General features: G+C 60.3%; 24 protein-coding genes. 15 read left to right on the top strand and 9 right to left on the bottom strand.

All coding sequences use genetic code 11. The features are described from left to right. Position 1 precedes the first annotated feature (1 nt). Positions 2-418: a hypothetical protein gene (locus GTF44_RS00465; RefSeq protein WP_171559050.1), complete on the top strand. Its 417-nt coding sequence runs from the start codon at positions 2-4 to the stop codon at positions 416-418. Here GTF44_RS00465 and GTF44_RS00470 read toward each other — a convergent pair. Then, a complete protein-coding gene (locus GTF44_RS00470; protein ID WP_171559053.1) occupies positions 411-1,037 on the bottom strand; it encodes a TetR/AcrR family transcriptional regulator in 627 nt (208 codons plus the stop codon). The two genes, GTF44_RS00465 and GTF44_RS00470, sit on opposite strands and share 8 nt — an antisense overlap. 386 nt (positions 1,038-1,423) lie before the next feature. Here GTF44_RS00470 and GTF44_RS00475 point away from each other — a divergent pair, with 386 nt between their 5' ends. The 5 genes from GTF44_RS00475 to GTF44_RS00495 all read left to right on the top strand — a co-directional run bounded on the left by GTF44_RS00475 (position 1,424) and on the right by GTF44_RS00495 (position 5,722). Beyond that, positions 1,424-2,371, top strand: a complete 948-nt coding sequence (locus GTF44_RS00475; protein WP_171559057.1) for an AEC family transporter — start codon at positions 1,424-1,426, stop codon at positions 2,369-2,371. Between the two features lie 66 nt (positions 2,372-2,437). After that, positions 2,438-3,277, top strand: a complete 840-nt coding sequence (gene fghA / locus GTF44_RS00480) for an S-formylglutathione hydrolase (protein WP_171559059.1) — start codon at positions 2,438-2,440, stop codon at positions 3,275-3,277. Continuing rightward, the gene (locus GTF44_RS00485) at positions 3,274-3,897 is read left to right on the top strand and encodes an HAD family phosphatase (RefSeq protein WP_171559062.1); all 624 of its coding nucleotides are present in this window, start codon (positions 3,274-3,276) and stop codon (positions 3,895-3,897) included. Before fghA ends, GTF44_RS00485 begins: the two co-directional genes overlap by 4 nt. Continuing rightward, positions 3,894-4,814 carry an ornithine cyclodeaminase family protein gene (locus tag GTF44_RS00490; protein ID WP_171559066.1) on the top strand — a complete coding sequence of 307 codons (921 nt, stop codon included), beginning with the start codon at positions 3,894-3,896 and terminating at the stop codon, positions 4,812-4,814. Before GTF44_RS00485 ends, GTF44_RS00490 begins: the two co-directional genes overlap by 4 nt. Then, positions 4,811-5,722 (top strand): alpha/beta fold hydrolase, encoded by a 912-nt coding sequence (locus tag GTF44_RS00495; RefSeq protein WP_171559069.1) that lies wholly within the window; start codon positions 4,811-4,813, stop codon positions 5,720-5,722. Before GTF44_RS00490 ends, GTF44_RS00495 begins: the two co-directional genes overlap by 4 nt. On the opposite strand, the gene GTF44_RS00500 is transcribed toward GTF44_RS00495, so the two are convergent. Then, the gene (locus tag GTF44_RS00500) at positions 5,719-6,972 is read right to left on the bottom strand and encodes an MFS transporter (protein WP_171559072.1); all 1,254 of its coding nucleotides are present in this window, start codon (positions 6,970-6,972) and stop codon (positions 5,719-5,721) included. The two genes, GTF44_RS00495 and GTF44_RS00500, sit on opposite strands and share 4 nt — an antisense overlap. Positions 6,973-7,128: 156 nt before the next feature. Here GTF44_RS00500 and zapE point away from each other — a divergent pair, with 156 nt between their 5' ends. Then, a complete protein-coding gene (gene zapE / locus GTF44_RS00505; protein ID WP_171559075.1) occupies positions 7,129-8,214 on the top strand; it encodes a cell division protein ZapE in 1,086 nt (361 codons plus the stop codon). A 138-nt stretch (positions 8,215-8,352) separates the two neighbouring features. Here zapE and GTF44_RS00510 read toward each other — a convergent pair whose 3' ends face one another. The 3 genes from GTF44_RS00510 to GTF44_RS00520 all read right to left on the bottom strand — a co-directional run bounded on the left by GTF44_RS00510 (position 8,353) and on the right by GTF44_RS00520 (position 11,529). Next, complete coding sequence (locus GTF44_RS00510; protein WP_171559078.1) at positions 8,353-9,627, bottom strand: Mur ligase family protein; 1,275 nt, start codon at positions 9,625-9,627, stop codon at positions 8,353-8,355. After that, positions 9,624-10,580, bottom strand: a complete 957-nt coding sequence (gene accD, locus GTF44_RS00515) for an acetyl-CoA carboxylase, carboxyltransferase subunit beta (protein ID WP_171559081.1) — start codon at positions 10,578-10,580, stop codon at positions 9,624-9,626. Before accD ends, GTF44_RS00510 begins: the two co-directional genes overlap by 4 nt. A gap of 67 nt (positions 10,581-10,647) precedes the next feature. Then, entirely contained in the window at positions 10,648-11,529 is an 882-nt protein-coding gene (locus tag GTF44_RS00520) for a CPBP family intramembrane glutamic endopeptidase (RefSeq protein WP_171559083.1), read from the bottom strand. A gap of 137 nt (positions 11,530-11,666) precedes the next feature. Here GTF44_RS00520 and ilvD point away from each other — a divergent pair, with 137 nt between their 5' ends. From ilvD to GTF44_RS00545, 5 genes are all read left to right on the top strand, one after another. Continuing rightward, positions 11,667-13,400: a dihydroxy-acid dehydratase gene (gene ilvD / locus GTF44_RS00525; RefSeq protein ID WP_171559086.1), complete on the top strand. Its 1,734-nt coding sequence runs from the start codon at positions 11,667-11,669 to the stop codon at positions 13,398-13,400. Beyond that, complete coding sequence (locus GTF44_RS00530) at positions 13,381-14,127, top strand: hypothetical protein (protein WP_171559089.1); 747 nt, start codon at positions 13,381-13,383, stop codon at positions 14,125-14,127. The genes ilvD and GTF44_RS00530 overlap by 20 nt, the downstream gene beginning before the upstream one ends. A gap of 48 nt (positions 14,128-14,175) precedes the next feature. Further along, complete coding sequence (locus GTF44_RS00535; RefSeq protein WP_171559092.1) at positions 14,176-14,949, top strand: DUF6478 family protein; 774 nt, start codon at positions 14,176-14,178, stop codon at positions 14,947-14,949. Between the two features lie 13 nt (positions 14,950-14,962). Beyond that, positions 14,963-15,334, top strand: coding sequence for a hypothetical protein (locus GTF44_RS00540; RefSeq protein ID WP_253261244.1), 372 nt, complete (start codon positions 14,963-14,965; stop codon positions 15,332-15,334). 122 nt (positions 15,335-15,456) lie between these two features. Continuing rightward, positions 15,457-17,490 carry an NADPH-dependent 2,4-dienoyl-CoA reductase gene (locus GTF44_RS00545; protein ID WP_171559094.1) on the top strand — a complete coding sequence of 678 codons (2,034 nt, stop codon included), beginning with the start codon at positions 15,457-15,459 and terminating at the stop codon, positions 17,488-17,490. Here the strand turns inward: GTF44_RS00545 and GTF44_RS00550 are convergent. After that, positions 17,487-17,771: an SCP2 sterol-binding domain-containing protein gene (locus GTF44_RS00550; protein ID WP_145213544.1), complete on the bottom strand. Its 285-nt coding sequence runs from the start codon at positions 17,769-17,771 to the stop codon at positions 17,487-17,489. The genes GTF44_RS00545 and GTF44_RS00550 overlap by 4 nt on opposite strands. A gap of 76 nt (positions 17,772-17,847) precedes the next feature. Continuing rightward, positions 17,848-19,068, bottom strand: coding sequence for an argininosuccinate synthase (locus GTF44_RS00555; RefSeq protein WP_171559097.1), 1,221 nt, complete (start codon positions 19,066-19,068; stop codon positions 17,848-17,850). 83 nt (positions 19,069-19,151) lie between these two features. Here GTF44_RS00555 and GTF44_RS00560 point away from each other — a divergent pair, with 83 nt between their 5' ends. Both GTF44_RS00560 and ilvA read left to right on the top strand, forming a co-directional pair. Next, the gene (locus tag GTF44_RS00560; protein WP_171559100.1) at positions 19,152-19,946 is read left to right on the top strand and encodes a hypothetical protein; all 795 of its coding nucleotides are present in this window, start codon (positions 19,152-19,154) and stop codon (positions 19,944-19,946) included. Between the two features lie 39 nt (positions 19,947-19,985). Then, positions 19,986-21,233 (top strand): threonine ammonia-lyase IlvA, encoded by a 1,248-nt coding sequence (ilvA, locus tag GTF44_RS00565; RefSeq protein WP_171559103.1) that lies wholly within the window; start codon positions 19,986-19,988, stop codon positions 21,231-21,233. 114 nt (positions 21,234-21,347) lie between these two features. On the opposite strand, the gene GTF44_RS00570 is transcribed toward ilvA, so the two are convergent. Beyond that, positions 21,348-21,794: an NUDIX hydrolase gene (locus GTF44_RS00570; protein WP_171559105.1), complete on the bottom strand. Its 447-nt coding sequence runs from the start codon at positions 21,792-21,794 to the stop codon at positions 21,348-21,350. Between the two features lie 107 nt (positions 21,795-21,901). Here GTF44_RS00570 and GTF44_RS00575 point away from each other — a divergent pair, with 107 nt between their 5' ends. Next, positions 21,902-22,867: an SIS domain-containing protein gene (locus tag GTF44_RS00575; protein WP_171559108.1), complete on the top strand. Its 966-nt coding sequence runs from the start codon at positions 21,902-21,904 to the stop codon at positions 22,865-22,867. On the opposite strand, the gene GTF44_RS00580 is transcribed toward GTF44_RS00575, so the two are convergent. Beyond that, a complete protein-coding gene (locus GTF44_RS00580) occupies positions 22,864-24,171 on the bottom strand; it encodes a UDP-glucose/GDP-mannose dehydrogenase family protein (RefSeq protein WP_171559111.1) in 1,308 nt (435 codons plus the stop codon). The two genes, GTF44_RS00575 and GTF44_RS00580, sit on opposite strands and share 4 nt — an antisense overlap. Between the last annotated feature and the right edge of the window lie 80 nt (positions 24,172-24,251).

Consider the following 24,251-nt stretch of genomic DNA (forward strand, 5'->3'; position numbering starts at 1 on the left):
AATGACCATCCGCGCAGCTCTCTTTACCCTTCTGTGGTCCACAACAGCGCTGGCAAATGAGGCCGCGACGGTTCTGTTTGTCTCTGGCCCCAGCCGGCAGCTGAATTTCGCGCAAGGGGATGTTCTTGAACTCCACCTCTCCGAAAGCGGCGGCCAGGCGGAGGTATTTGTCCGCCTGGGCGAACCGGCACGCGATGCTCTGGCCGATTTGACTCGCCTGTCGGTCGGTCAGGTGATCGATATCGGCTTTTGTGATCACATCTTCACGTCGCCGGTTGTGCACGCATCAATCGACTCCGGAACATTCGTCATCACAGGCACGACTGTTCAACGCGCCGAGGCCTTGCGCGCGCTCTGGCATGGTCGCACGGGTTGCGACGAACTCGCACCAGAAATCTTTGAGCTGGAGGCTAGATAGTCGCCAAGCGGCGATACCGGGCAAGGAAGTTCTGTACTGCGTCTGTTGCGGCCTGATGTATTTCGGCTTCGTCGGGCACCTGGGCAACCCCCATAAGCCGCCGCAGCATCAGGTCACCGCGCAGAAGCTGCATGAATAGATCGGCAGCCTTCCGCGTGTCGTCGATATCCAGTTCGGCCTGCGCTTTTGGGCTTTCAAGATAGCTTGCAAGCTGCGCCATCGCCGTTTTCGGTCCAGTTTCGTAAAATGCGCAGCCCAGTTCGGGGAACCGCTGCGCTTCGGCAACGCAGACCCGGAAGATCGCCAGCCCAGCATCGGACAGCAGAAACGCCAGCATATGCGAGGCGATATGATACAACCCGTCCGCAACGGATTTCTGTTCGAACTCGATATCCATCGAAGCGCGTTCCTGGATGTCGCATTCCATCCGCAAGACGGCGAGGAAAAGATGCTGTTTGTCCGGGAAATAGCTGTAGAGCGTCGCCTTCGAGACGCCGGAATCGCGCGCGATCACATCAACACTTGCCCCTTCAAAGCCCTCACGCATGAAGACCTCGCGGGCACCTGCTATGACCTGATCATATTTGCGACCCTTCTTAATCTGGGGTTCTGCGTTCATGATAGCTCCGTCCACCAAGTGAAAGTGTAGACTGTTCTGTTTAGTTCAATCAAGAGCGCCGTTGTCGCGGAGCCCAGAAAACAAAGGCGGAGGCACCGAAATACGGCACCCCCGCCTCGGACCGACAGGGAGAGGTGTCAGTCGCCTTCGCCCGGCGGGTACAGTCCGGGCGGCGGTATCGCTCTCATGGGAGTCTTGAACGATACCGGCTCTGTATCGCGGTTTAGAGCCGAACATAGCGTCTGGGGGAACGAGGCTCTCCCAGCGATACATGCTAAAACTAAACTGTTCAGTCCGAATTTCAAGAGACAGCCGCGGCGGGCCTTCCTTTCCGTTGCGACAGCGGTTCGCTGGACAGTTTGCCTGCAATCGACTAGCCCGCTGATATGGTCGAGATTTTCCTCAAGACTCTGCCGTTTTTCGCGCTAATCGGATTGGGGTTCCAGGCCGGGCGTACCGGGTTTTTCACGGCCGAAGCGACCGCTTATCTCACCAAATTCGTCTTCTACTTCGCGCTGTCGGCGATGCTGTTCCGGTTTTCGGCGAATCTGTCCCTCGCCGAGATCTTCGACTGGTGGTTTGTGGCCGCCTATCTCTGGGGTTGTTTCACCGTCTATCTGATCGCCACCGCCGTCGCGCTCTTCCGAAGGCGCGGCATCGAGGAGGCGGCGGTCGAGGCGCAATGCGCGGTGATCGGCAATACCGGCTTTCTCGGCGTGCCGATGTTGATTGTTCTCTTGGGCGAGGCCGCGGCGGGGCCTGTCTTGATGGTGCTGGCGCTCGATCTAGTCGTTTTCTCAAGCCTTATCGTGATCCTGATCACCGGCAGCCGCGATGGCCGTATGTCGCTTGGTATCTTGAAGACCGTCGGCATGGGCTTGCTCAAGAATCCGATGATCGTCTCGATGACCCTCGGCTTGCTCTGGTCGGCCTTCGCCTTGCCGATCCCCGAGGTGGCCAATGAGTTCCTAGCCATTCTCGGCGCCGCCGCCACGCCTGGTGCCCTCTTTGCCATTGGGGCCTCGCTGGCAGGCAAATCCGCCGAACGGCTCACTGTCGCGGGCTGGCTCACCTTCTGCAAGCTGGTCTTACACCCGGCGGCCGTGGCCCTCGCGGCATTGGTCCTGTTCCCGGTGCCGATCTTTGATGCTGCGGTTATGATCGCCGCCGCGTCGCTGCCCGTCGCGGGCAATGTCTACATCTTGGCGCAGCATTACGGCGTCGCGCCGCATCGTGTCTCGGCCTCAATCCTGATCTCAACCGCGCTCAGTATCGTGACAGTGTCGGTTGTCATTGCTTGGGTGAGCGGCCTTGCAGGGATCACGCCAGGCTAAGCGCTGGACGCCCTGCGCCTGCCGCGCTACCCCTAGGTTCGGGCCAGATCAAGGGGGAGCATCGCCATGGACACCGTCTCGGAAAACCGCTGTTTCGGGGGGACACAAGGTGTCTATACCCATGCGTCGAAAGCCACCGGAACCGAGATGACCTTTGGGCTGTTTCAGCCCGCCGAGGCTGAAGATGGCCCGGTGCCGGTGCTCTGGTATCTCTCGGGCCTGACCTGCACCCATGAGAACGCGATGGTGAAGGCGGGGGCGCAAGCTTGGGCCGCGGATCAGGGTATCGCGCTCGTGTTCCCTGATACCTCGCCGCGCGGTACCGGTGTGGCTGATGATGACGCCTATGATCTGGGCCAGGGCGCTGGCTTCTACGTGAATGCAACCCAAGATCCTTGGGCCGAGCATTTCCAGATGTGGGACTACATCACCGACGAGCTGCCCCGCGCGCTCTTCAAACGCTTCGCACTCGATGAAGCCCGCCAAGGCATCACGGGCCATTCCATGGGGGGGCATGGTGCGCTGACCATCGCGATGAGCTTCCCCGATCGTTTTGCCTCCGTGTCTGCCTTTGCGCCGATCTGTAACCCGATGAGCAGCGATTGGGGACAGAAGCAATTTCGAGCCTATCTCGGGGAAAACACCGCCCTTTGGGAGCCGCATGACGCCAGCTTCCTGATGCGAGAGCAGGGGTTCGCCGGTCCGGTTTTGATCGACACCGGCACGGCGGATCAATTTGGCGGCTTGCTGAAAACCGAAGCCCTGGCTAGCGCCATCGCCGAACGCCGCCAACCCGCAACCCAGCGGATGCAGCCTGGCTACGATCACAGCTATTTCTTCGTCTCCAGCTTCATGGAGGATCACGTCGCCTTCCACGCCGAAGCGATGTACGGGGTGAGCGCATGACCATCGAGGCCGTCATATTTGACATCGGCAACGTGCTGATCGAATGGCAGCCGGAACGGTTCTACGACGCTGAGATTGGCGAGACCCGCCGCCGGGCGCTGTTCGATGCGGTTGATCTCCACGGGATGAATGAACGCCTCGATCTGGGCGAAGGATTCCGCGATGTGATCTACGAAACCGCCGAGGCCTATCCCGAATACGGCGCCGAGATTCGTATGTGGCATGACCGCTGGATCGAGCTTGCAAACCCGGTGATCCCGCATTCCGTCAAATTGCTTCGGGCGTTGCGGGCCAAAGGTATGCCGGTTTTTGCTCTGACTAATTTCGGCGTTGAGAGCTACGCCTACGCGCAAACGGAATTCGATTTTCTGAACGAGTTTGACCAGGAATTTGTGTCGGGTCGAATGCGGGTTACCAAGCCCAATCCGGCGATTTATCAGATGGTTGAAGAGCAGTCCGGCATCGCGCCGGAGCGCCTGCTTTTTGCTGATGACAGGCCGGACAATGTTGAGGTCGCGCGGTCGCGCGGCTGGAACGTGCATCAGTTTGAAAGCCCCGAGGGTTGGGCGCGGGTCCTGGTTGACCACAATCTCCTGACCGAAGTGGAGGCGGCTGCATGAGCCCGCGGATCATCGGAGATGATCTGGAAGCCAAGCTGGATTGGCGTGCCTTGGGGGAGGCTTTCGCCGCTGGCCACCTCCTGCCCCGGGCCGAGATCACCGACAGTTTCTTGTATCGCGGTGATGACACCTTGCTGTCGCGCGCGGCTTGGATTGATGGGCTGGGTGTTCTGGTCAAATCCGCGACCATCTTTCCGGGCAACACGGCGCAGGGCAAACCGGCGATTGGTGGTGCGGTGTCGCTCTTCAACGATGGCGATGGTACGCTGGACGCGATCCTTGATTTCCACCTGGTCACCAAATGGAAGACCGCAGGAGATAGCGCCTTTGCCGCCAGCCGTTTGGCGCGCCCCGAAAGCCGCAACATCCTAATCGTTGGGGCCGGCACAGTGGGGCGCAACCTCCACGCCGCTTACAACGCCTATTTCCCGGATGCAGAGTTCACCGTCTGGAACCGCAGCCCGACCGGCGCTGCCCGCTTTGCCGAAGACTGCCCCGGCACACGCGTGGCACCCGACCTTGCCGAGGCCGTGGGTCAGGCTGACATAATTACCTCTGCCACGATGACAACCGAACCGCTGATCCAAGGCGATTGGCTCCGTCCCGGGCAACATCTTGACCTGATTGGGGCCTACCGCCCGGATATGCGTGAAGCCGATGACACGGCGCTGGTTCGCGCGCGGATTTTTGTGGATAGCCGCGAGACGACCATCGGGCATATCGGTGAGTTGAAAGACCCCATCGCGCGTGGCGTGATCTCTGAGGCCGATGTCGTCGCCGATTACTATGACCTGTCGGAGGGTCGGTTTGCGCGTCAGAGCGCTGATGAGATCACGCTGTTCAAGAACGGCGGCGGCGCGCATCTGGACCTAATGACCAGCGCTTACATCCTGTCCCAAGCCAGCGGGTCGCCATGATCTGGCTGCTCCTGCTTCTTGCGATGGGCCTTCTGGGTGGCTGGCTTCTGGCGCAATCGACCCAAACATCGCTCGCAGACGCACGCGAAACCGCGACGGGCCAGTTTGTGCAACTCTCCGATGGGCAGACGCATTTTGCCTGGCACGGGCCCGAAGATGGGCGCGTGATGGTCTGTATCCACGGGCTCTCTTCGCCATCTTATGTTTGGGACGCGATGATCCCGCATCTGACGGTGCAAGGCTTCCGCGTGCTGACCTATGATCTCTATGGGCGTGGCTTGTCCGACCGGGTTCCCGGCCCGCAAACCCGGGAATTCTTCATGCGGCAGTTGCGCGATCTGCTGGCCTCGCAAGGCATTGATCGCCCCGTGACGCTTTGCGGCTATTCCATGGGTGGCCGGATCGCAGCGGCGCGGGCGGTCGAGGCGCCTGACCAGGTGAGCCAGTTGATCCTGATCGCCAGCGCGGGGTTTCAGGCTGAGCTTGGCAGTTTGGCCTCGATCACCATTCGCTATCCAGTTTTGGGGGATTGGCTTCACGCGGTGCTTGGGCCGATCCTGATGAACTGGGATATGGCCCGCGCCAAACCCGCCGGCGCCGCAGCCGATGCGGTTGCGCGGCGTGTGCAAGCTGACTTGCGAATTGATGGGAGCATGGCTGCCATTCTGTCCAGCATGCGCAACCTGCTCTCGGAAGAGGCCGCCGAAGATCACGCCTTGATCGCCAAATCGGGCCTTCCGGTTCTTGCGATTTGGGCGGCGGAGGATCAGGTGATCCCGATCACGTCCATGGGCCTTCTGGCGCGGAACAACCGCGCGGCGCAGCAGGTCCAGATCGAAGGCGCTGATCACCGCCTGCCCTATAGCCACCCTGAGGCTCTGGCAGAGGCCATCGAAAACAGTCTCTAAGCGGCCAAACCGACAGCGCCCCGATCTTTCAACGGCACCTCTTTCACGGGCAGATGCACGATGGCTGACAACGCGCCGACCGCAACGCCAACCCACCAGACCGCGGTGTAATCGCCATAGATGTCATAGAGCCATCCACCCAACCAGACGCCGAGAAAGCTGCCCAATTGGTGGCTGAAGAACACGATGCCATAAAGCGTGCCCATATGGCGGAGACCATAGATATAGCCCACTAATCCCGAGGTGAGCGGCACCGTCGCCAGCCAAAGCGACCCCATGACCAGCGAAAACACGATGACGCTCAGCGGGGCAATTGGCAGCAGAATGAAAATCCCAGCCGCCAAAGTGCGGCCAACATAAATCCAGGCCAGCAAGTACTTTTTCGGGAACCTCTGCCCCAACCAACCGGCCAGGATGGTGCCCGCGATATTGGCAAACCCGATCAGCGCAATCGCCACCGCGCCCAATGCTGAGGTGCTGGTGATCCCGACGGAATAAAGCATCGAGCCGGGCGCGATCGGGCCGCACATCTCGGTCACGAAGGCCGGGAAATGCGCGGTGACGAAGCCCAGCTGATAGCCGCAGGAGAAGAAACCCACGAAGATCAATGTGAAGGACGGGTCGCGAAACGCCTTGCCAAGAACCTGGCCAAGATTGTCTTCCAAAACGACCTTCTCTGCGAGTTTTGGGGCGCGCAGCATCGGCAGCGCAAAGAGTGCCGCCAAGATCATCCCGGCGAAGACCAGGAAGACAGATTGCCAGGGAATGAAGGCCATCAACCCCTCGGCGAGCGGTGGGCCAATGATCTGTCCGGCGGACCCGGCCGCGGTGACAATCCCGAGCGCCATGGACCGGTTTTCATCGGATGCGGCCCGCCCAACAAGCGCCAAGATAACCCCGAACCCGGTGCCCGCGATGCCGAACCCAACAAGGATTTCAAGCAGTTGATGCTGCCCCGGCGTAATCGCATAGGCCGAGAACACCAAACCCGCAGCGTAGAGGATCGCGCCCAACACAATCGCTTTCCGGTCGCCAAACCGTTCCGCGATCGCGCCAAAGATCGGTTGTCCGACGCCCCAGGCGAGGTTCTGGATTGCGATGGCGAGGGAAAACTCGGCGCGGAGCCAGCCGAACTCGTCTGCAATCGGAATCTGGAAGACGCCGAAACTCGCCCGGATCGCGAAGCAGATCATGATAATGATACAGCTGCCGATCAGAATAGGGGTGAACAGGGGGGCACGGCTGTCCATGAGTAAGCGCTCCGAGTGATTTCAGCGCAGAGTTACGGATTGGCGAAATTAGGTCAAATCAGTTGTCCTTATGCGATCCGTCAGAATTTTTGACGTGTCCCGCATCACCTTGTTTTTGCTGGCACTCCTGCCCCGGTTCAGGCTAGGACTTGGCGCATGGGGCAGCATTTGACGGCCATTTATGACACCCGCGTTGGCGAGGGCTTGCTGCGCCCGGACCCCGAACAACGCGCTGTGCTTAGCCGGATGGAGGCGCTGCGCGAGCGGCTGGAGGCGCCGCGAAAAGCCAGCTTGTTTTCGCGGTTCCGCAAACCGGCGGAGAATGGGCCGATGGGTCTCTATCTCTGGGGCGGTGTCGGGCGGGGGAAGTCCATGTTGATGGACCTCTTTTACGCCCATGTCGCGATTTCGGAGAAACGCCGGGTGCACTTTCACGCCTTCATGCAAGAGATCCAAGCGGCACTTCACGAGGCGCGGAAAACTGGCGTGGATGACGCCATCAAGCCAGTGGCCGAAGCGATTTCGCGGGATCTGCGATTGCTCTGTTTTGATGAGATGCAGATCACCGATATCGCCGATGCAATGATCGTTGGGCGCCTTTTCGAGAAGCTGTTTGAGGCAGGTGTGATTGTCGTGACGACCTCGAACCGGCATCCCACCGATCTCTATAAGGACGGGCTTAACCGTCAGCTATTCCTCCCATTTATCGCGCTCTTGGAAGAAAGGCTCGAGGTCGACCAACTCGATGCGATGACCGACTATCGGCAGGATCGACTGGCTGGTGAGCAAACCTATTTCGCACCCGTGAATGCAGAGGCGCGGCGGGCCATCGATATGATCTGGCGCGATCTCACCCAAGGAAAACACGAGGAACTGCTCCTCGAAGTGAAGGGCCGGGAGGTGCATCTGCCGCAGTATTGGGCCGGCATGGCGCGGGCCGGGTTTTGGGATCTCTGTGGCAAACCGCTGGGTCCGGCGGACTATTTGGCCTTGGTGGGGGCAGTTAAGCTCTTGGTTCTGGAGGATGTTCCTTGCCTCGATAGCTCGAAATTCAACGAGGCCAAACGGTTCGTCACCTTGATCGACGCGCTCTATGAGGGGCATGTGCAGCTGATCATCTCGGCGGAGGCGGAACCCGAGAAACTCTATTTGGAGGGAGCGGGCAGCTTTGAGTTTGAGCGGACCGCCAGCCGTCTGCGCGAGATGCAAGGCGCGGATTGGGGCGAGGCGCGGGCAGAATAGGTTACAAAAATCCCGGAGTCCTCGAATTTTTGTAACCTATCCGACGTCTTGTTCCCCCCGTTCCGTACCGATAGGCGGCGCTTGGCTTCCGCCGATTGCCATTCGCGCTGCGGCGGAGATCACCAGGCGACGTATCGCCTATCCGTTCTCCTGCAGAACGACCCCGGCCAGATAGAGCGAGCCGCAGATCAAGACCCGGGCATGCGGCTCTTGCGCGAGAATGGTCTTGAGCGCTTGATCGACACTTTCGGCAGCATCGGCTTCGAGGCCGACAGAGGACGCAGCGGCAACAGTTTCGGCCGCGGAAAGCGTGGCTGTTTGGCCGGCTATGGTGACGCCTTGAAGGCTCTCCGCATGCTCCGCGAGGAGGGACATGAACCCTGCCACATCTTTCGTGTTCATCATCCCGCAGATCAGATGGGTCGGTCGCTTCGGAAGTTGCGTAAGCGTTGCGGCGATGGCGCGGGCGGCATGCGGGTTATGCCCGCCATCGAGCCAAATCTCTGCCTCGGGCGCCATATCGATCAGCGGGCCATGGCGAAGGCGCTGCATCCGCGCGGGCCAGTCGGCCTTGCCAACAGCGGCTTCGGCGGCGGTCTCCCCAAGACCCAGATGGCGCAGGACGGTAAGAGCGGCGCCAGCGTTTTGTATCTGATGCGCGCCGGCCAGATTCGGGAGCGGCAGATCAAGCAGACCGGTTTCATCTTGGTAGACCAATCGCCCGCGTTCTTCCCAGACATGCCAATGTTGACCATAGGCCAAAAGTGGCGCGCCGAGCTTCGCGGCCTGGGCTTCGATCACCTCAAGCGCTTCGTCCTTCTGTGGCCCGACGACGCAAGGCACACCGCGCTTGATGATCCCGGCCTTCTCGGCAGCGATCTTGCCAAGCGTGTCACCAAGGAATTGCTGATGGTCCAGGTCGACGGGTGTGATCACGGTTATTGCGGGTGTTTCGATCACATTCGTGGCGTCCAGACGCCCGCCCAGCCCAACCTCAAGCAGGGTGTAGTTGGCCGAGTTTTCCGCAAAGGCGAGAAGCGCGGCCGCGGTAGTGATCTCGAAATAGGTGATCGGATCGGGACCGTTTGCCTCCAGGCATGTGTCTAAAATGCGGGATAGGGTCTGTTCATCAATCAGATCGCCAGCCACGCGGATACGTTCGTGGAAGCGGACCAGATGCGGCGACGTATAGGCATGAGTGGTCAGGCCAGCGCCTTCCAGCCCGGCGCGGATCATCGCTTGGGTCGAGCCTTTGCCATTGGTGCCCGCGATGTGGATCACCGGCGGCAGGCGCCGCTCAGGGTGATTGAGTGCGGCCAGAACGCGCCACATCCGATCGAGCGTCAGATCGATGATCTTCGGGTGAAGGGACATCATCCGTTCAAGGAGGATGTCGGACTGTGCCTCGGTCACGGCGCCTTCGGAGCCTCTGCTTCCGGCGCTTCTTCTGCCGTGGCGACCTCAGCGGTCTCCGCGCTTTCGGATTCCGGGGCGGGGAGGTCGCCGCGCACGGCCGGGGGCTGGCCCGTCAACATGCGGATGATGGTGATCAGCTCTTCGCGCATCTCTTTGCGATGGGTCACGCGGTCGAGCATGCCGTGATCAAGCAGATACTCGGAGCGTTGGAAGCCTTCGGGCAGGGTTTCCCGGATGGTTTGCTCAATCACCCGAGGGCCAGCAAAGCAGATCAGCGCGTTGGGCTCGGCAATCTGAATGTCGCCCAGCATGGCATAAGACGCGGTGACCCCGCCGGTCGTCGGATGGGTCAGCACGACAATATATGGCAATCCGGCCTCGCGCAGCATCTCGACCGCGACCGTGGTGCGGGGCATCTGCATCAGGCTCAGGATACCCTCCTGCATGCGCGCGCCCCCTGCGGCGGAGAACAGCACCAGCGGCAGTTTGCGTTTCACCGCGCGCTCTGCGGCGGCGACAATTGCGTTGCCGACATACATGCCCATGGAGCCGCCCATGAAGGAAAAATCCTGCGCGGCGGCGACAATTGGAGTGCGCCCGATCTCGCCTTCGGCGACCAGCATCGCCTCGGCCTCGCCCGTATTCTTCTGGGCGGTTTTCATCCGATCCGGATAACGTTTTTGATCGCGAAACTGCAGCGGATCGTTGAGCGGCTGCGGGACTTTGACTTCGGTGAAAATGCCGTTGTCAAAAAGGGCGGTGAACCGATCGCGCGGTGTGATCGCCATATGGTGATCGCAATTGGTGCAGACGTTCAGGTTCTCGGCCAGCTCCCGATGGAACAGCATGGTTCCGCATTCGTCGCATTTGGTCCACAGGTTCTCGGGCATCTCGCGACGCGAGAAGATCGAGTTGATCCGGGGACGGACGTAATTGGTGATCCAGTTCATGGGCGGTCCGGTACTCTATTCTGTCTTGGCCCAGATAGGCTGGACCGGCGGGAAATGCAATCGGCGCTCACCGGCTCAGCGCAAGACGAATGACCAGCCAGACAAGCGCCGTAATGCCCATATCGCGCAGAATGAGCGGCCGCAAAACCTCCGCTGCATCAGGGCCAAAATCGGTGGTGTAGAGTGCGAGGCCCGAGAGCGGACCGTCGAGCGAGACCAGGAGGAGTGCAAAGGTGTTGTTGGCGAAATGAAAGCCCCAAGCCGCGCCAATGCTGCCGGTTTTTGCGGTGAGATCGGCGGCGAAAAGGGCGAAAAGCCCTGTTGCAGCCACGATGAGCCAGGCGTTTTCCCCCATCGTAACAGGATCATAATGGGCGATGGCAAAAAGCGCCGAGGGAAGGACCATCCAGATAACTGGAGAGGCAAATCGGGCGGCAAGCTGCTGTTGCAGATAGCCGCGGAAGAGCACCTCTTCGGCACCGGTCTGGACCAAAACGCCGACCAGCGCCAACGGCAGGTAAGACAGCCAGAGGGTCGGCACGAGGTTCGGTTGTACCGCGACATTTGTCGGGATCAGCGCTGAGAGGCCAAAGATCGCGGCGGAGATCAGTCCAGCGATGAGAAATTGGCGCAGCGTCTTCTGGCGCGGGCCAAACAGGCTGATCACCGGCCGCTTGTGAAGCCAGCGCGCCGCAGCAAACGGGCCAAGCGCCATCCCCAAGAATGTGGCCAGCAAAAGCAGCGTGCCGGTTGGGCCGGTCGCCTGGCCCATGCGGACCAACCAAGCTTGCGCGCCATCAAGCCCGCTGGTCAGTGTCAGGAGGGCCAGGATCACCAAAAAGCAGGCGACATAGACCAAAGCCACAACCAAAAGGCCGAGGATCAGCCGCCAAAGCTGCGGAAAGGCGCGCGCGGGCGCCACGAAGGACTCGTGTGCCGAATACTGCATCAAAAAGAATCTGCCTGCTTTTATATTTTATTGCACCATACCCCGATGGAGGGGGAGGCGGCAATCACGCTTGTGCGCCTTTCTGCGCCCGTCTATTCCAGTGGGCAAGCCACGCATCGAGTAAGGGAGCCCGAGTTATGCTGAAAGGCAAGATGGATAAATCGAAACTGCCAAGCCGTTATGTGACCGAGGGGCCCGCGCGCGCACCACATCGGTCGTATTTTTACGCGATGGGGTTAAGCGATGAGGAAATTCATCAGCCTTTTGTAGGGGTTGCGACCTGCTGGAACGAAGCCGCGCCGTGCAACATCTCGCTGAACCGACAGGCGCAGGCGGTGAAGCTGGGCGTGAAACATGGCGACGGGACCCCGCGCGAGTTCACCACGATCACGGTGACGGATGGGATCGCCATGGGCCATGAGGGCATGCGCTCGTCGCTGGCTAGCCGCGATGCGATTGCAGATACGGTGGAGTTGACCATGCGCGGGCATTGCTATGACGCGATTGTGGGGCTGGCCGGGTGCGACAAATCTCTGCCGGGGATGATGATGGCGATGGTGCGGCTGAACGTGCCGTCGGTCTTCATCTATGGCGGCTCGATCCTGCCGGGTCGGCTCGATGGTAAGGATGTGACGGTTCAGGACGTGTTTGAGGCCGTGGGTCAGCATCAGGCGGGCAATTTGAGCGACGAAGCTTTGCGAACCTTGGAACGGGTGGCTTGCCCCTCCGCCGGGGCCTGTGGCGGGCAGTTTACTGCGAACACGATGGCCTGCGTGAGCGAAGCGATCGGTCTGGCGCTGCCAAATAGCTCCGGCGCGCCCGCCCCGTATGAAAGCCGGGACCAATATGGCGTGGCCTCCGGTCAGGCGGTGATGCAGCTTTTGGAGAAGAACATTCGCGCCCGCGATGTGGTGACGTTGAAATCGCTGCAAAACGCCGCGCGTGTGGTGGCGTGCACGGGCGGCTCCACCAATGCCGGGCTGCATTTGCCCGCCATCGCCCATGAGGCGGGCATTGATTTCAATCTCGAAGATGTCTGCGACATTTTCCGTGACACACCTTATTTCGTCGATCTGAAACCGGGCGGTCAGTATGTCGCGAAAGACCTCTATGAGGTGGGCGGCGTGCCCGTAGTGATGAAGGAGCTGCGCAAGGCGGGGCTGATCCATGAGGATTGCATCACGGCCACAGGACGCAGCATGGGTGAAGAGCTGGACCTGATCGAGCGCGAGGCGGACGGAAAGGTGATCTATCCGATCGAAACGCCGCTGACCCCAACCGGCGGGGTTGTTGGTCTGAAGGGCAATCTGGCGCCGGAAGGCGCGATTGTGAAGGTCGCCGGGATGGCCGAAGAGCAGCAGGTCTTCACTGGCCCAGCCCGCGTGTTTGAATGCGAAGAAGACGCGTTTGAGGCGGTGCAGAAGCGCGGCTATGAAGCCGGCGACGTGATCGTCATCCGCAACGAGGGTCCTGCAGGCGGCCCAGGTATGCGCGAGATGTTGGCCACCACGGCGGCGCTTTCCGGCCAGGGTATGGGCAAGAAAGTAGCGCTGATCACCGATGGTCGGTTCTCGGGTGCAACACGCGGCTTCTGCGTTGGCCATGTGGGGCCGGAGGCGGCGCATGGCGGCCCGATTGGGATGCTTAAAGATGGCGATATGATCACCATTGATGCCATCAAGGGCGAGATCAGCGTGGCGCTCTCCGATGACGAGTTGGAGGCGCGGAAAGCTGATTGGAAAGGCCCGCGCGAGACCATCTACGCCACCGGCGCGCTTTGGAAATATGCGCAACTGGTCGGCTCGGCGCAGTTTGGTGCCGTCACGCATCCCGGTGCCAAAGAGGAGAAGCATGTCTATATGGACATCTAAACCGCTTCTTTTGGCGGGGGCGCTGGCGCTTTCGGCCTGCGGCGGAATAGGGCCCTTCACTGGGGACAATACAATGCCCGCGCCGAGCCAGGTTGCGGTGACCAGCGACCAGATCGTTGTTGCCGGGCCCGCAGGCTATTGCGTGGATCCGACCGCCACACGGGATCGGGGCGAGACGGCGTTTGTTCTGATGGGCAATTGCGCGGCGATCTCAAACTCGCGCCGTGCGGTGCAGCCTGAGGTTCCGGCTGTCTTGACCGCGTCGATTTCGGAAGCGTCCGGTGACGGCAGTCTGCGGGAGTCGATACCGGGCTTGGATGCGTTCTTTCGCTCCGAGGATGGGCGAAGCCTTCTCAGCCGCAGTCAGGATTCGGCTTCCGTCACTGTGTTGGACAGTTTCCACCAAGGCGACGTCTATTTCTTGCACGCCCGTGACAGCAGCGAGGGGATCGTCGACGGCGTCGGGCCCGATTATTGGCGGGCCTATATGGATGTGGGGCCACGGATCGCAACGCTGAGCGTCTTGGGCTTGGAAGGCCAGGAGATGAGCGACGAGACCAGCCTGACGACTTTGCGGGCCTTTGTGACGTCGGTCACCGGCGCCAATAGCGGTGATGCCGTGGACCCGGTTGCGCCGCCAGTCGCGCCACCACCACCGGCCGCTCGGCCCGCGGCGCCCTCTGGCCCGCTCTGGAATGTTGGGTTGTTTCGGCGGATACTCGGCTAACCTGCATCATGTAAACGCACGAGGCAGGCTCTAAGGGGAGGGGCAAACATGGCGGTACAGGGGTTCAGTTTTTGGGAGCGGCGCAGTTTGACGCGGGCCCTGAAACGCTGGGCTGAGATCGCCGAGGGTGCTGAGCGGATCCCACCGGCTGAGTTGCGCGCCTTGCAAGGACGCTTGGCGGGGATGCGCCACAAATTGGACAATGCCCGCATCGCCGCTGACACCGCCTTGCTTGCCGCGGCCCCGGGCAATGACGAGATAGAGCGACCCGAGCAATGCGATTGGGCCTTTCGCCCGGCGCTGTGGCGCGCGCCGATTGCGCCGTTCGGTGCGGTTGCCGTGCCGTCCCCGACCGATCTGGGTGGTGGTGTGAAGCTGTTCCACGACGCCAAACAATCCGAGTTGTCCTATCGCCAGGTTCGAAATACCCGGCGTGATATCCCCTCACCCTATGGTTTGATGTTGGACGTCTATCGCTTTGACGGCTCATTCTTATCGCTGGCGCAAGATATGCCGAACGACGCCGTGGTCGGCTTGACGCGCGGCCATTATCTGACCGTCAGCTTGCGCACGGCCTTGGAAAGCCCTTTGGAGATCTATGCCCGGTTGAATGTGCAGCACGGACCCAACTGCGAACAGATCGTGCGCCAGTTTGATTTTGATGGAGACAAGGCCGTGGCTGAGTTTGATCTGGCCTATAGCAAGATCAACGAAAAACGGCTGGAGAAAATGTGGTTGGATCTGATTTTCGAGGGGCCGCAGATGAATCAAGTGACGCTGTGGGATATGACCCTCGTTCGGGCACCACGAGCCGATTTGTAAGGGGACGACGCCGATGGGGATGACACTGACACGGACCCGGCTGCAAGGCGGGCGCTATGAAGGGATTCTGACAGCAGACGATATGCCGCCGGTGATCGAAGCCGTACATATGGAACGGATCATCGGAACAGCCGATGTAAGCCCGAGCGCGGGGAAGAACCGCTTTCAAGTCGGCTTCGACCTGCCCGCCTCCGTCGTGAGCGATGGGGTGCAGGTGGTCAGCCTGCGCAGCGCCAGCGATGGCGAGGTTTTGGACCGGATCACGCTGTTGGCGGGGGCGGCCTTGGACGAGGATTTGCGGGCCGAGATTGCGTTGATGCGCGACGAGTTGGATTTGTTGAAACAGGCGTTTCGGCGGCATTGCACCGAGACCGGCGAAGACTGAAGACTCGGTTTACTCAAGCGGGCGGCGCGCAATTTCCATACAAGCGACTGTCCGACTGACGCCGCGTTGAGCGTGACAGGCGCGCGCAGGCGGGGTTAGGTGCTGGCCAGGAGGATTTTCCCATGGCACACGCGCTTTATCCGCATCTTTTGGCTCCGCTCGATCTAGGGTTCACCACATTAAAGAACCGGGTGCTGATGGGCTCGATGCATACCGGCCTGGAAGAGACCAAAGACTGGCCGCGTGTGGCGGAGTTTTATGCCGAGCGGGCGCGGGGCGGTGTCGCTTTGATTGTGACCGGAGGCATGGCGCCCAATCCCGAGGGTGGTGTCTTTCCAGGCGCGGCCGGGCTTTATACGGCGGAAGACATTCGCAATCACCGCGTTGTCACCGATGCCGTGCATGAGGCCGATGGCAAGATCGCGATGCAGATCCTGCATGCAGGGCGCTATGCGTATTCACCCGATTGCGTTGCGCCCTCGCCAGTAAAATCCCCGATTTCGCCCTTTCCACCGAAAGAGCTGAACGAGGCCGGTATTGAGAAGCAGATCGCCGATATCACCACCGCGGCGGTTCGGGCGCAGGACGCGGGCTATGATGGTGTCGAGATCATGGGCAGCGAAGGGTATTTCCTGAACCAGTTCCTTGTGACGCATACCAACAAACGCGAGGATCGGTGGGGCGGCTCCTACGAGAACCGGATGCGTCTGCCCGTGGAGGTCGTGCGCCGGGTACGAGAGGCGGTTGGGGCGGATTTTATCATCATCTACCGGCTGAGCATGATCGACCTGATCCCCAACGGGTCGACCTTTGAGGAGGTCGTTGAACTGGCGCAAGCGATCGAAACTGCGGGCGCGACGATCATCAACACCGGGATCGGCTGGCACGAGGCGCGGATTCCGACAATAGCGACCAGTGTGCCGCGCAAAGGGTTCGCCTGGGTCACCAAGAAACTGATGGGTAAGGTCGGCATTCCGCTGATCACATCGAACCGGATCAATATGCCCGATGTGGCCGAAGAGGTCTTGGCCGAAGGCGCCGCCGATATGGTCTCCATGGCGCGGCCGTTTTTGGCGGATGCGGAGTTTGTCGCGAAGGCTGAAGCGGGCAAGGCGGATGAGATCGCGCCCTGTATCGCCTGCAACCAGGCCTGTCTGGATCACACATTCAGCGGCAAGCTGACGAGTTGTCTGGTCAACCCGCGCGCCTGTCATGAGACTGTGCTGCGCTATGAGCCGGTTGAAACCGCGAAACAGATTGCGATTGTGGGGGCCGGGGCCGCCGGCTTGGCTACGGCGATGGTGGCGGCGGAACGGGGGCATCAGGTGGTGGTGTTCGACAAGGCCGATCAAATTGGTGGCCAGTTGAACATGGCAAAAGAGATCCCCGGGAAAGAGGAATTTAAGGGTCTAACCCAATGGTTCGAGACGATGATGAACAAACGCGCCATTGATCTTCGGTTGGGCGCAGCGCCATCCGTTGAGGACCTCACCGGATTTGATGAGGTGGTTGTCGCAACCGGTGTGAAGCCGCGCGATCCGGGCATTCCTGGGCAGGATGGGCCAAACGTGTTGAGCTATGTAGATGTGCTGGCCGGGAAAGCGCCTGTTGGACGGCGAGTGGCGATTATCGGGGCCGGTGGCATCGGTTTCGATGTGGCCGAATATCTGGTCCACGAAGGCGAAAGCCCAACCGAAACCCCCGCGCTTTGGCGCAAAGAATGGGGTGTCAGCGATCCAGAGACGGATCGTGGCGGGTTGGCGCCGGAAGGACCACGCCCGGAGCCTGCGGCCCGTGAGGTCACGCTGTTGCAGCGAAAGGCCGAGAAGCCGGGTAAGCGTTTGGGCAAAACGACTGGTTGGATTCACCGCGCTGCGTTGAAAATGAAAGACGTCAAGATGGTCACCGGCGTGCACTATGAACGCATCGATGCAGATGGGCTGCATGTGAGTTTTGGCGAGGCGCGCGAAAACCCAACCCTGATCGCGGTCGACACGGTTGTGCTGTGTTCAGGTCAGGAGGTGGAGCGAAGCCTGGCCGATGATCTAGAGGCGGCTGGCATCACCCCGCACGTGATTGGCGGCGCGGATGTGGCGGCAGAACTGGACGCGAAACGGGCGATTGATCAAGGCGCGCGATTGGCCGCGGCGCTTTAGGCGATCAACTTACCAAGCTTCATCGCGACGCCCATATCACCGGACACTTTCAACTTGCCCATCATCACCCCGGTCATCGGGTTAAGCTTGCCGGTGAGCAGTTTGGTCAAGTTGTCCTTCGAGATGGCGATGGTGCAATCAGCGTCTTGGTTTTCTGTCGTGGCCCGCCCATTGCTCAGCACGATCACACCGTCTGACCCGCAATCAAACTTCAACGACCCGTCGAAGCTTTTGCCGGTGAGTCCGTCTTGAATGCGATCTGCCATCTGTTGCAACGCCATCTGTATCTCCGAAAAATGAAAGGCCCGCCTATCGCTAGGCAGGCCGGGGTATTTCGGCAACGGTGACGTTGCGAGACTAGCCTTTGAGGCGGCGATCTCGTGCGGCGATCAGCTTCAGGCGCAGCGCATTCAGTTGAATAAACCCTGCTGCATCTTTCTGATCATAGGCGCCCGCATCATCCTCGAAAGTCACATGCGCCTCGGAATAGAGGCTGTGATCGGACCAGCGCCCAACCGTCCGGGCGAGGCCTTTGTAGAGTTTCAACCGCACCGTGCCGGTGACATGAGCCTGGCTGTGATCGATGGCGGCTTGCAGCATCTCGCGTTCGGGCGAGAACCAGAAGCCGTTATAGATCAGTTCCGCATAGCGCGGCATCAGCTCGTCTTTCAGATGCGCCGCGCCGCGATCGAGCGTGATCGACTCAATGCCGCGATGCGCTTCGAGCAGGATCGTGCCGCCGGGCGTTTCATAAATGCCGCGGGACTTCATCCCGACAAAGCGGCCTTCGACCAGATCAAGGCGCCCGATGCCGTGTTTGCCACCCAGCTCGTTGAGCTTTGTCAGGATCGTGGCGGGCGACAGTGCCGTACCATTGATCGACACTGCGTCGCCCTTTTCGAAGCCGATTTCGATGTATTCCGGCTCATTGGGTGCGTCTTCGGGGTGAACCGTGCGCTGGTAAACATAATCGGGCGCATCTTCGGCCGGGTCTTCCAAAACCTTGCCCTCCGACGAGGTGTGCAGCAGGTTCGCATCGACCGAGAACGGGGCCTCGCCGCGCTTGTCCTTGGCGATCGGAATCTGGTTCTTCTCCGCGAAATCGATCAGCTTTGTCCGGCTGGACAGATCCCATTCGCGCCAGGGCGCGATGACCTTGATCTCGGGGTTTAGCGCATAAGCCGCCAGTTCAAATCGGACCTGATCGTTGCCCTTTCCCGTCGCGCCATGGGAGATGGCATCCGCGCCCTCGGCGGCGGCAATCTCGACCAAACGTTTGGAGATCAGCGGGCGGGCGATGGAAGTGCCGAGCAGGTAGAGCCCTTCGTAAAGCGCATTGGCGCGGAACATCGGAAAGACGAAATCGCGAACGAACTCCTCGCGCAAATCCTCGATATAGATGGCGCTCGCGCCCATCATCTCGGCCTTTTTGCGTGCCGGTTCGAGTTCCTCACCTTGGCCCAGATCGGCCGTAAAGGTCACGACCTCGCAGTTATACTCGGTTTGCAGCCATTTCAGGATGATCGAGGTGTCGAGACCGCCGGAATAGGCAAGGACGACTTTCTTAGGCGCGGACATCGGCGGCTCCGTCAGGTTTTTTGATTGACCGTCGCGGCGATAGCGGGTTTTCAAAGGCGGGGCAAGATGAGTGGGGGTGTGTAATGGACTATGGGTATCAGTTGCTGCGCCATGTGGTGCAACAGGTGTTTGGGAACTTGGGGCAAGCGGCCCGGCTGACGGGGCTGTTGACGGTTCTGCCATATCTGTTTGGCATATTCGTGATCGGATCGCTTGTCGGTTGGGACTTTCTCACCCATGACCCGACGGCGTCCTACGACGCGCAACGAATGGATGAGATCGGCAGACGGTTTTTGGAGATCGGCCCGAGTCTATTGGTCCTGATGCCCCTGATCGTCTTGGTGGCAGTAATTTGCTATGCTTGGGCCGCAATTGGCTGGCACCGATATGTGCTGCTTGAAGAGTATGGCGCCGGTCTTCTGCCAACCTGGAATTGGGACCTGGTGAAAAGCTATCTTTGGGCCGTCATCCGGATTTTCTTGATTGCCCTGCTGACCGGCTTCGCTCTTGGATTTGCAATCGGCGTCGCAGCCGTTGCGGTGCAATCGCCCGCGTTCTTTTTCTTTATGGGTATCGGTTATGCGATCGCTTTGACCTGGGTGATAACGCGCGTGGGGCTGATTCTGCCATCGGCGGCGTTGGGTCAGCCGATGCGGATTGGCGAGAGTTGGACCCTGACTGAGCCGGTGTCTGGCGCCATTTTGCTGCCGATCATTGTGATCCCGATTGTCTTTTTGCTTTTGAACGGGCTTTTGCAGATTGTGCCGGTTGTCGGGCTTTTGTTGAGCTTCGTGCTTGGCTGGCTACAGGTGCTGGTCAATCTCGCTCTGATGACCACGCTCTATGGCAATTTGGTTGAGGGGCGCGCCCTGAACTGAGCTCTGGACAGTCTGCAGGATTAGAGGCAGGGCAGGGATATGACCGATTTTGCCCAAAATGCGCGCGCCGCGGCCGAGGCGATGCGCGCGCTGTTTCCGCCCACACCGCTTCAGCGCAACGTTCATCTATCTGAGCGGTTTGGCGCGGAGATTTGGCTGAAGCGCGAGGATTTGAGCCCCGTCCGGTCGTACAAAATCCGGGGCGCGTTCAATGCGATCCGAAAGGCTTTGGCCTCTGATCCGAAGCAGCGGCAGTTTGTCTGTGCCAGCGCAGGGAACCATGCCCAGGGCGTGGCCTATGTGTGCCAGCATTTCGGGTTGAGCGGCACGGTTTTCATGCCGGTCACCACGCCGAAACAGAAAATCGACAAGACCAAGGCGTTTGGCGGGAAGGCGGTCGAAATCCGTCTGGTCGGCGATTTCTTCGATGAAACCCTGGCGGCAGCGCAGGCGTTTTGTGCCCAGGAAGCTGCACATTTTCTATCCCCCTTTGATGATGCGGATGTGATTGAAGGCCAGGCCTCGGTTGCCCTGGAAGTGGTCGATGAGATGGGTGGCGCGCCAGATCATATGATCTTACCCGTCGGCGGCGGTGGACTGTCATCGGGCGTGATCCGCTATCTGGATGCGATTGAGGCGTCGGTCGAGATGACCTTGGTCGAGCCCGAAGGCGGGCCGAGCCTGACCGCTGCGTTGCGGGCGGGTGCCCCCGTTGCGACGCCGATCACCGACAATTTTGTCGATGGGGCAGCCGTGGCGCGGATTGGCGCATCGAACTTCGAAGTGTTGAGGTCGCTTGATCCAGCGCAGGTCATTTTGGCACCGGAAAACCGGATTTGCGTGACGATTGGCGAGATGCTGAATGTCGAAGGCATCGTGTTGGAGCCTGCCGGGGCGTTGGCGGTGGATGTCTTGGAGCATTTGGCCGATCAGCTTCGCGGAAAGCGCGTCGTCTGCGTGACCTCCGGCGGCAATTTCGACTTCGAACGCCTGCCCGAGGTGAAAGAGCGCGCGATGCGCTATCAAGGGTTGAAGAAATACTTCATCTTACGGTTGCCGCAGCGGCCCGGTGCGTTGAAGGAATTCCTCGGCCTCTTGGGCCCTGATGACGACATTGCGCGGTTCGAATATCTTAAGAAATCCGCGCGAAACTTTGGCTCCGTTCTGATCGGGATCGAGACCCGAGAGGCGGCGCAATTCGATGGGTTGATGTCCCGGATCGAAGCGCGTGGCTTTGCGATCCGGGACATCACAGATGACGACCTTCTGGGGCAGTTCCTGATTTGATCGGGCAGAACGTGGCCGTTGAGGCGTCTTGATCAACGCATCAGTCATGTCCGGCCCCGGGCTTTGCCATCTGAGGGCTCAGGCCGTTTCCTGCGGTCGAGATGCGCGGCCTGCTTAGCCGAATTGCCCCATAATCTGGGTCACGAAGTGACGGTCGCCCGAGACAGCCAGTTGGGTGGCCGCCTCGGCCCAGGGCATAAACACCGGCCAGTGTCCTGCTTCTGTTGGTGGCGCGATGCGGCGACCGACCTTCGCGAAATAGATATGGCATTGTTTTTGCGCCCAAAGATCGTAATCGGGCATATAGGTGAACCGGTGGAACATGCCCAACCGGCGCGGCGCATGGATGCGATAGCCGGTCTCTTCCATCACTTCGCGGTGCAGCGCCGCCAAGACGCTTTCACCAGGGTCGATACCGCCGCCGGGGAGTTGGAACTCAGGCCGTGGACGTTCTTGAAACGTGGCCAGAATCTCATCGCCGCTGGCGATAATTGCGTAGACGCCGGCACGCGGCGTATAGCGGCGCGCGGGGTCGGGGTTACGGCCAAATCGGCGGTTCATGATGGAGCCTGCTGTGAGGTGGCTTGGGGTCTCGCTATGCCAGCCTTCCTAAACGATGAAAACCCCGGGGCCTGTCCTTCGCCGAAACCATCGGCTAAGGAATCGCTATGGATAAGACTGCCAATCAGATGATCCGCAAAACCGCCGCCCGTGTCTTACGCCTGGAAGGCCAAGCTGTGGTGGACATGGCCGAGAACCTGCCTGCCGATTTTGAGGCGGCAGTGGCCGCCATTCTGGAGGTTGAGGGTCGCGTGATCCTCTCTGGCATCGGCAAATCGGGGCATATTGCGCGCAAGATCAGCTCGACCCTGGCGTCAACCGGAACACCATCGGCGTTTGTGCATCCAGCGGAGGCCAGCCATGGTGACCTGGGTATGGTGATGCCCGGTGACTTGGTCATTCTGATTTCCAATTCAGGTGAAACCGCGGAGTTGGGGGATATCGTGGCCCATGTGGCGCGGTTCTCGATCCCGATGATCGGCATTTCGCGCAACAACCAAAGCACACTGATGCAGGCCGCCGATTGGCGTTTGACACTGCCGCCCGCATCAGAGGCCTGCATCATTGGTATGGCGCCGACCACCTCGACCACGCTGACCCTGGCATTGGGTGACGCACTGGCTGTCTCGGTCATGGAACGGCGCGGGTTTTTGCCCGAGCATTTCCGCACCTTCCATCCTGGCGGCAAGCTTGGTGCGCAGTTGAGCAAGGTGGCGCAGCTGATGCATGGGGTTGAAGAGCTGCCGCTTGTGCACCCAGGCAGCGCCATGGGCGACACGCTGATCGAGATGAGCGAGAAGAGCTTCGGGATCGCGGGTGTGGTGGAGGATCATAAGCTGGTCGGCGTGATCTCCGACGGCGATTTGCGGCGCAATATGGACGGGCTGATGGAGCGCAAAGCCGGCGACGTCGCCACAAACAGCCCGCGGAGCATCGGTCCTGACATGCTGGCCGCCGAAGCCATGGCCGTCATGTCAGAACACAAAATAACCGCGCTCTTTGTGGTTGATGACAGCGATCGCCCCGTGGGCCTACTGCATCTACATGATTGCCTTCGCGCTGGGATCGCCTAGCCGCGCCCAACGGCTGCATAGGCTTCAAAACCGGCGCGTTTGACGTCTTTCGGAGAATAGATGTTCCGTAGATCGGCCATGCGGGGTGTGGTCATTTTCTTAGCTATTTTCTTGAGATCCAGCGCGCGGAACTCGTTCCATTCGGTCAGAATCACAACCAAATCAGCATTGTTCGCCGCTTTGTAAGGATCATCCAGCCAGTGAACCCCGGGCAGAAGCCTCTCGCCTTCGCGTTTGCCTTGCGGGTCAACAACGCGAACCTTTGCGCCGCCGCCGACCAGCGCTGGCACGATGCTGAGCGAGGGGGCATCTCGCATGTCATCAGTGTTGGGTTTGAAGGTCACACCCAGAACCGCGATGGTTTTGCCATTGAATGAGTCGTCGCAGAGGTCGCGGAGCTTCTCGATCATCCGGTGCTTCACCTCGTCATTCACCCGGATCACGGTTTCGACGATGTGCTGGGGCACGGCGTGCTCCTGCCCAATCCGGGCCAGCGCCGAGGTGTCTTTCGGGAAGCAAGAGCCGCCATAGCCCGGCCCGGCATGGAGGAATTTGTTGCCGATCCGCCCGTCGAGACCCATGCCTTTGGAGACCTCTTTCACATCCGCGCCGACGCGCTCACAGAGTGCCGCGATCTCGTTGATGAAGGTGATCTTGGTCGCCAGAAACGCATTGGCGGCGTATTTGATCATCTCGGCGCTTTCTAGATCGGTGGTGAGGATCGGGAACTCGCGCAGGAAGAGGGGCCGGTAAATCTCGGCCATCACGTCGCCCGCCCGTTCGGTCTGGACGCCGACCACGACCCGGTCTGGCCGCATAAAGTCGTCAATCGCGGCCCCTTCGCGGAGGAATTCCGGGTTCGAGGCGACATCGAATTCAGCCGCCGGGTTGGCCTTGGCCACGGTTTGCTTGACCCGGCGATTGGTGCCGACAGGCACGGTGGATTTGGTGACGATCACGGCATAGCCGGTCAGTGCTTGGGCCACTTCTTCGGCCGCGGCCATCACATAGGTCAGATCCGCATGGCCATCGCCGCGACGTGTCGGCGTGCCGACCGCAATAAACACGGCTTCTGCGCCATCTACTGCCGCCGCCAGATCGGTCTTGAAAGACAATCTCCCGGCCTCGACGTTTTTGGCCATCAACGTATCAAGCCCGGGCTCATAGATCGGGACCTCACCGGCCTCCAACATCTCAATCTTTCGCGGGTCTTTGTCGACGCAGATCACGTCATGTCCGAAATCGGAAAAACACACACCGGAGACGAGGCCGACATAGCCGGTACCGATCATCGCAATACGCATCTGCTCACTGCCCTTTCGTCATGCCCTTTGCGGGCCGTGGTTTTAGAAACTCTATCATCTGCGATTTCTTAAGGCGAGGC

The sequence above is a fragment of the Roseobacter sp. HKCCD6576-2 genome (assembly GCF_013179285.1).
Classification (GTDB): Bacteria; Pseudomonadota; Alphaproteobacteria; order Rhodobacterales; family Rhodobacteraceae; genus Rhodophyticola; species Rhodophyticola oceani.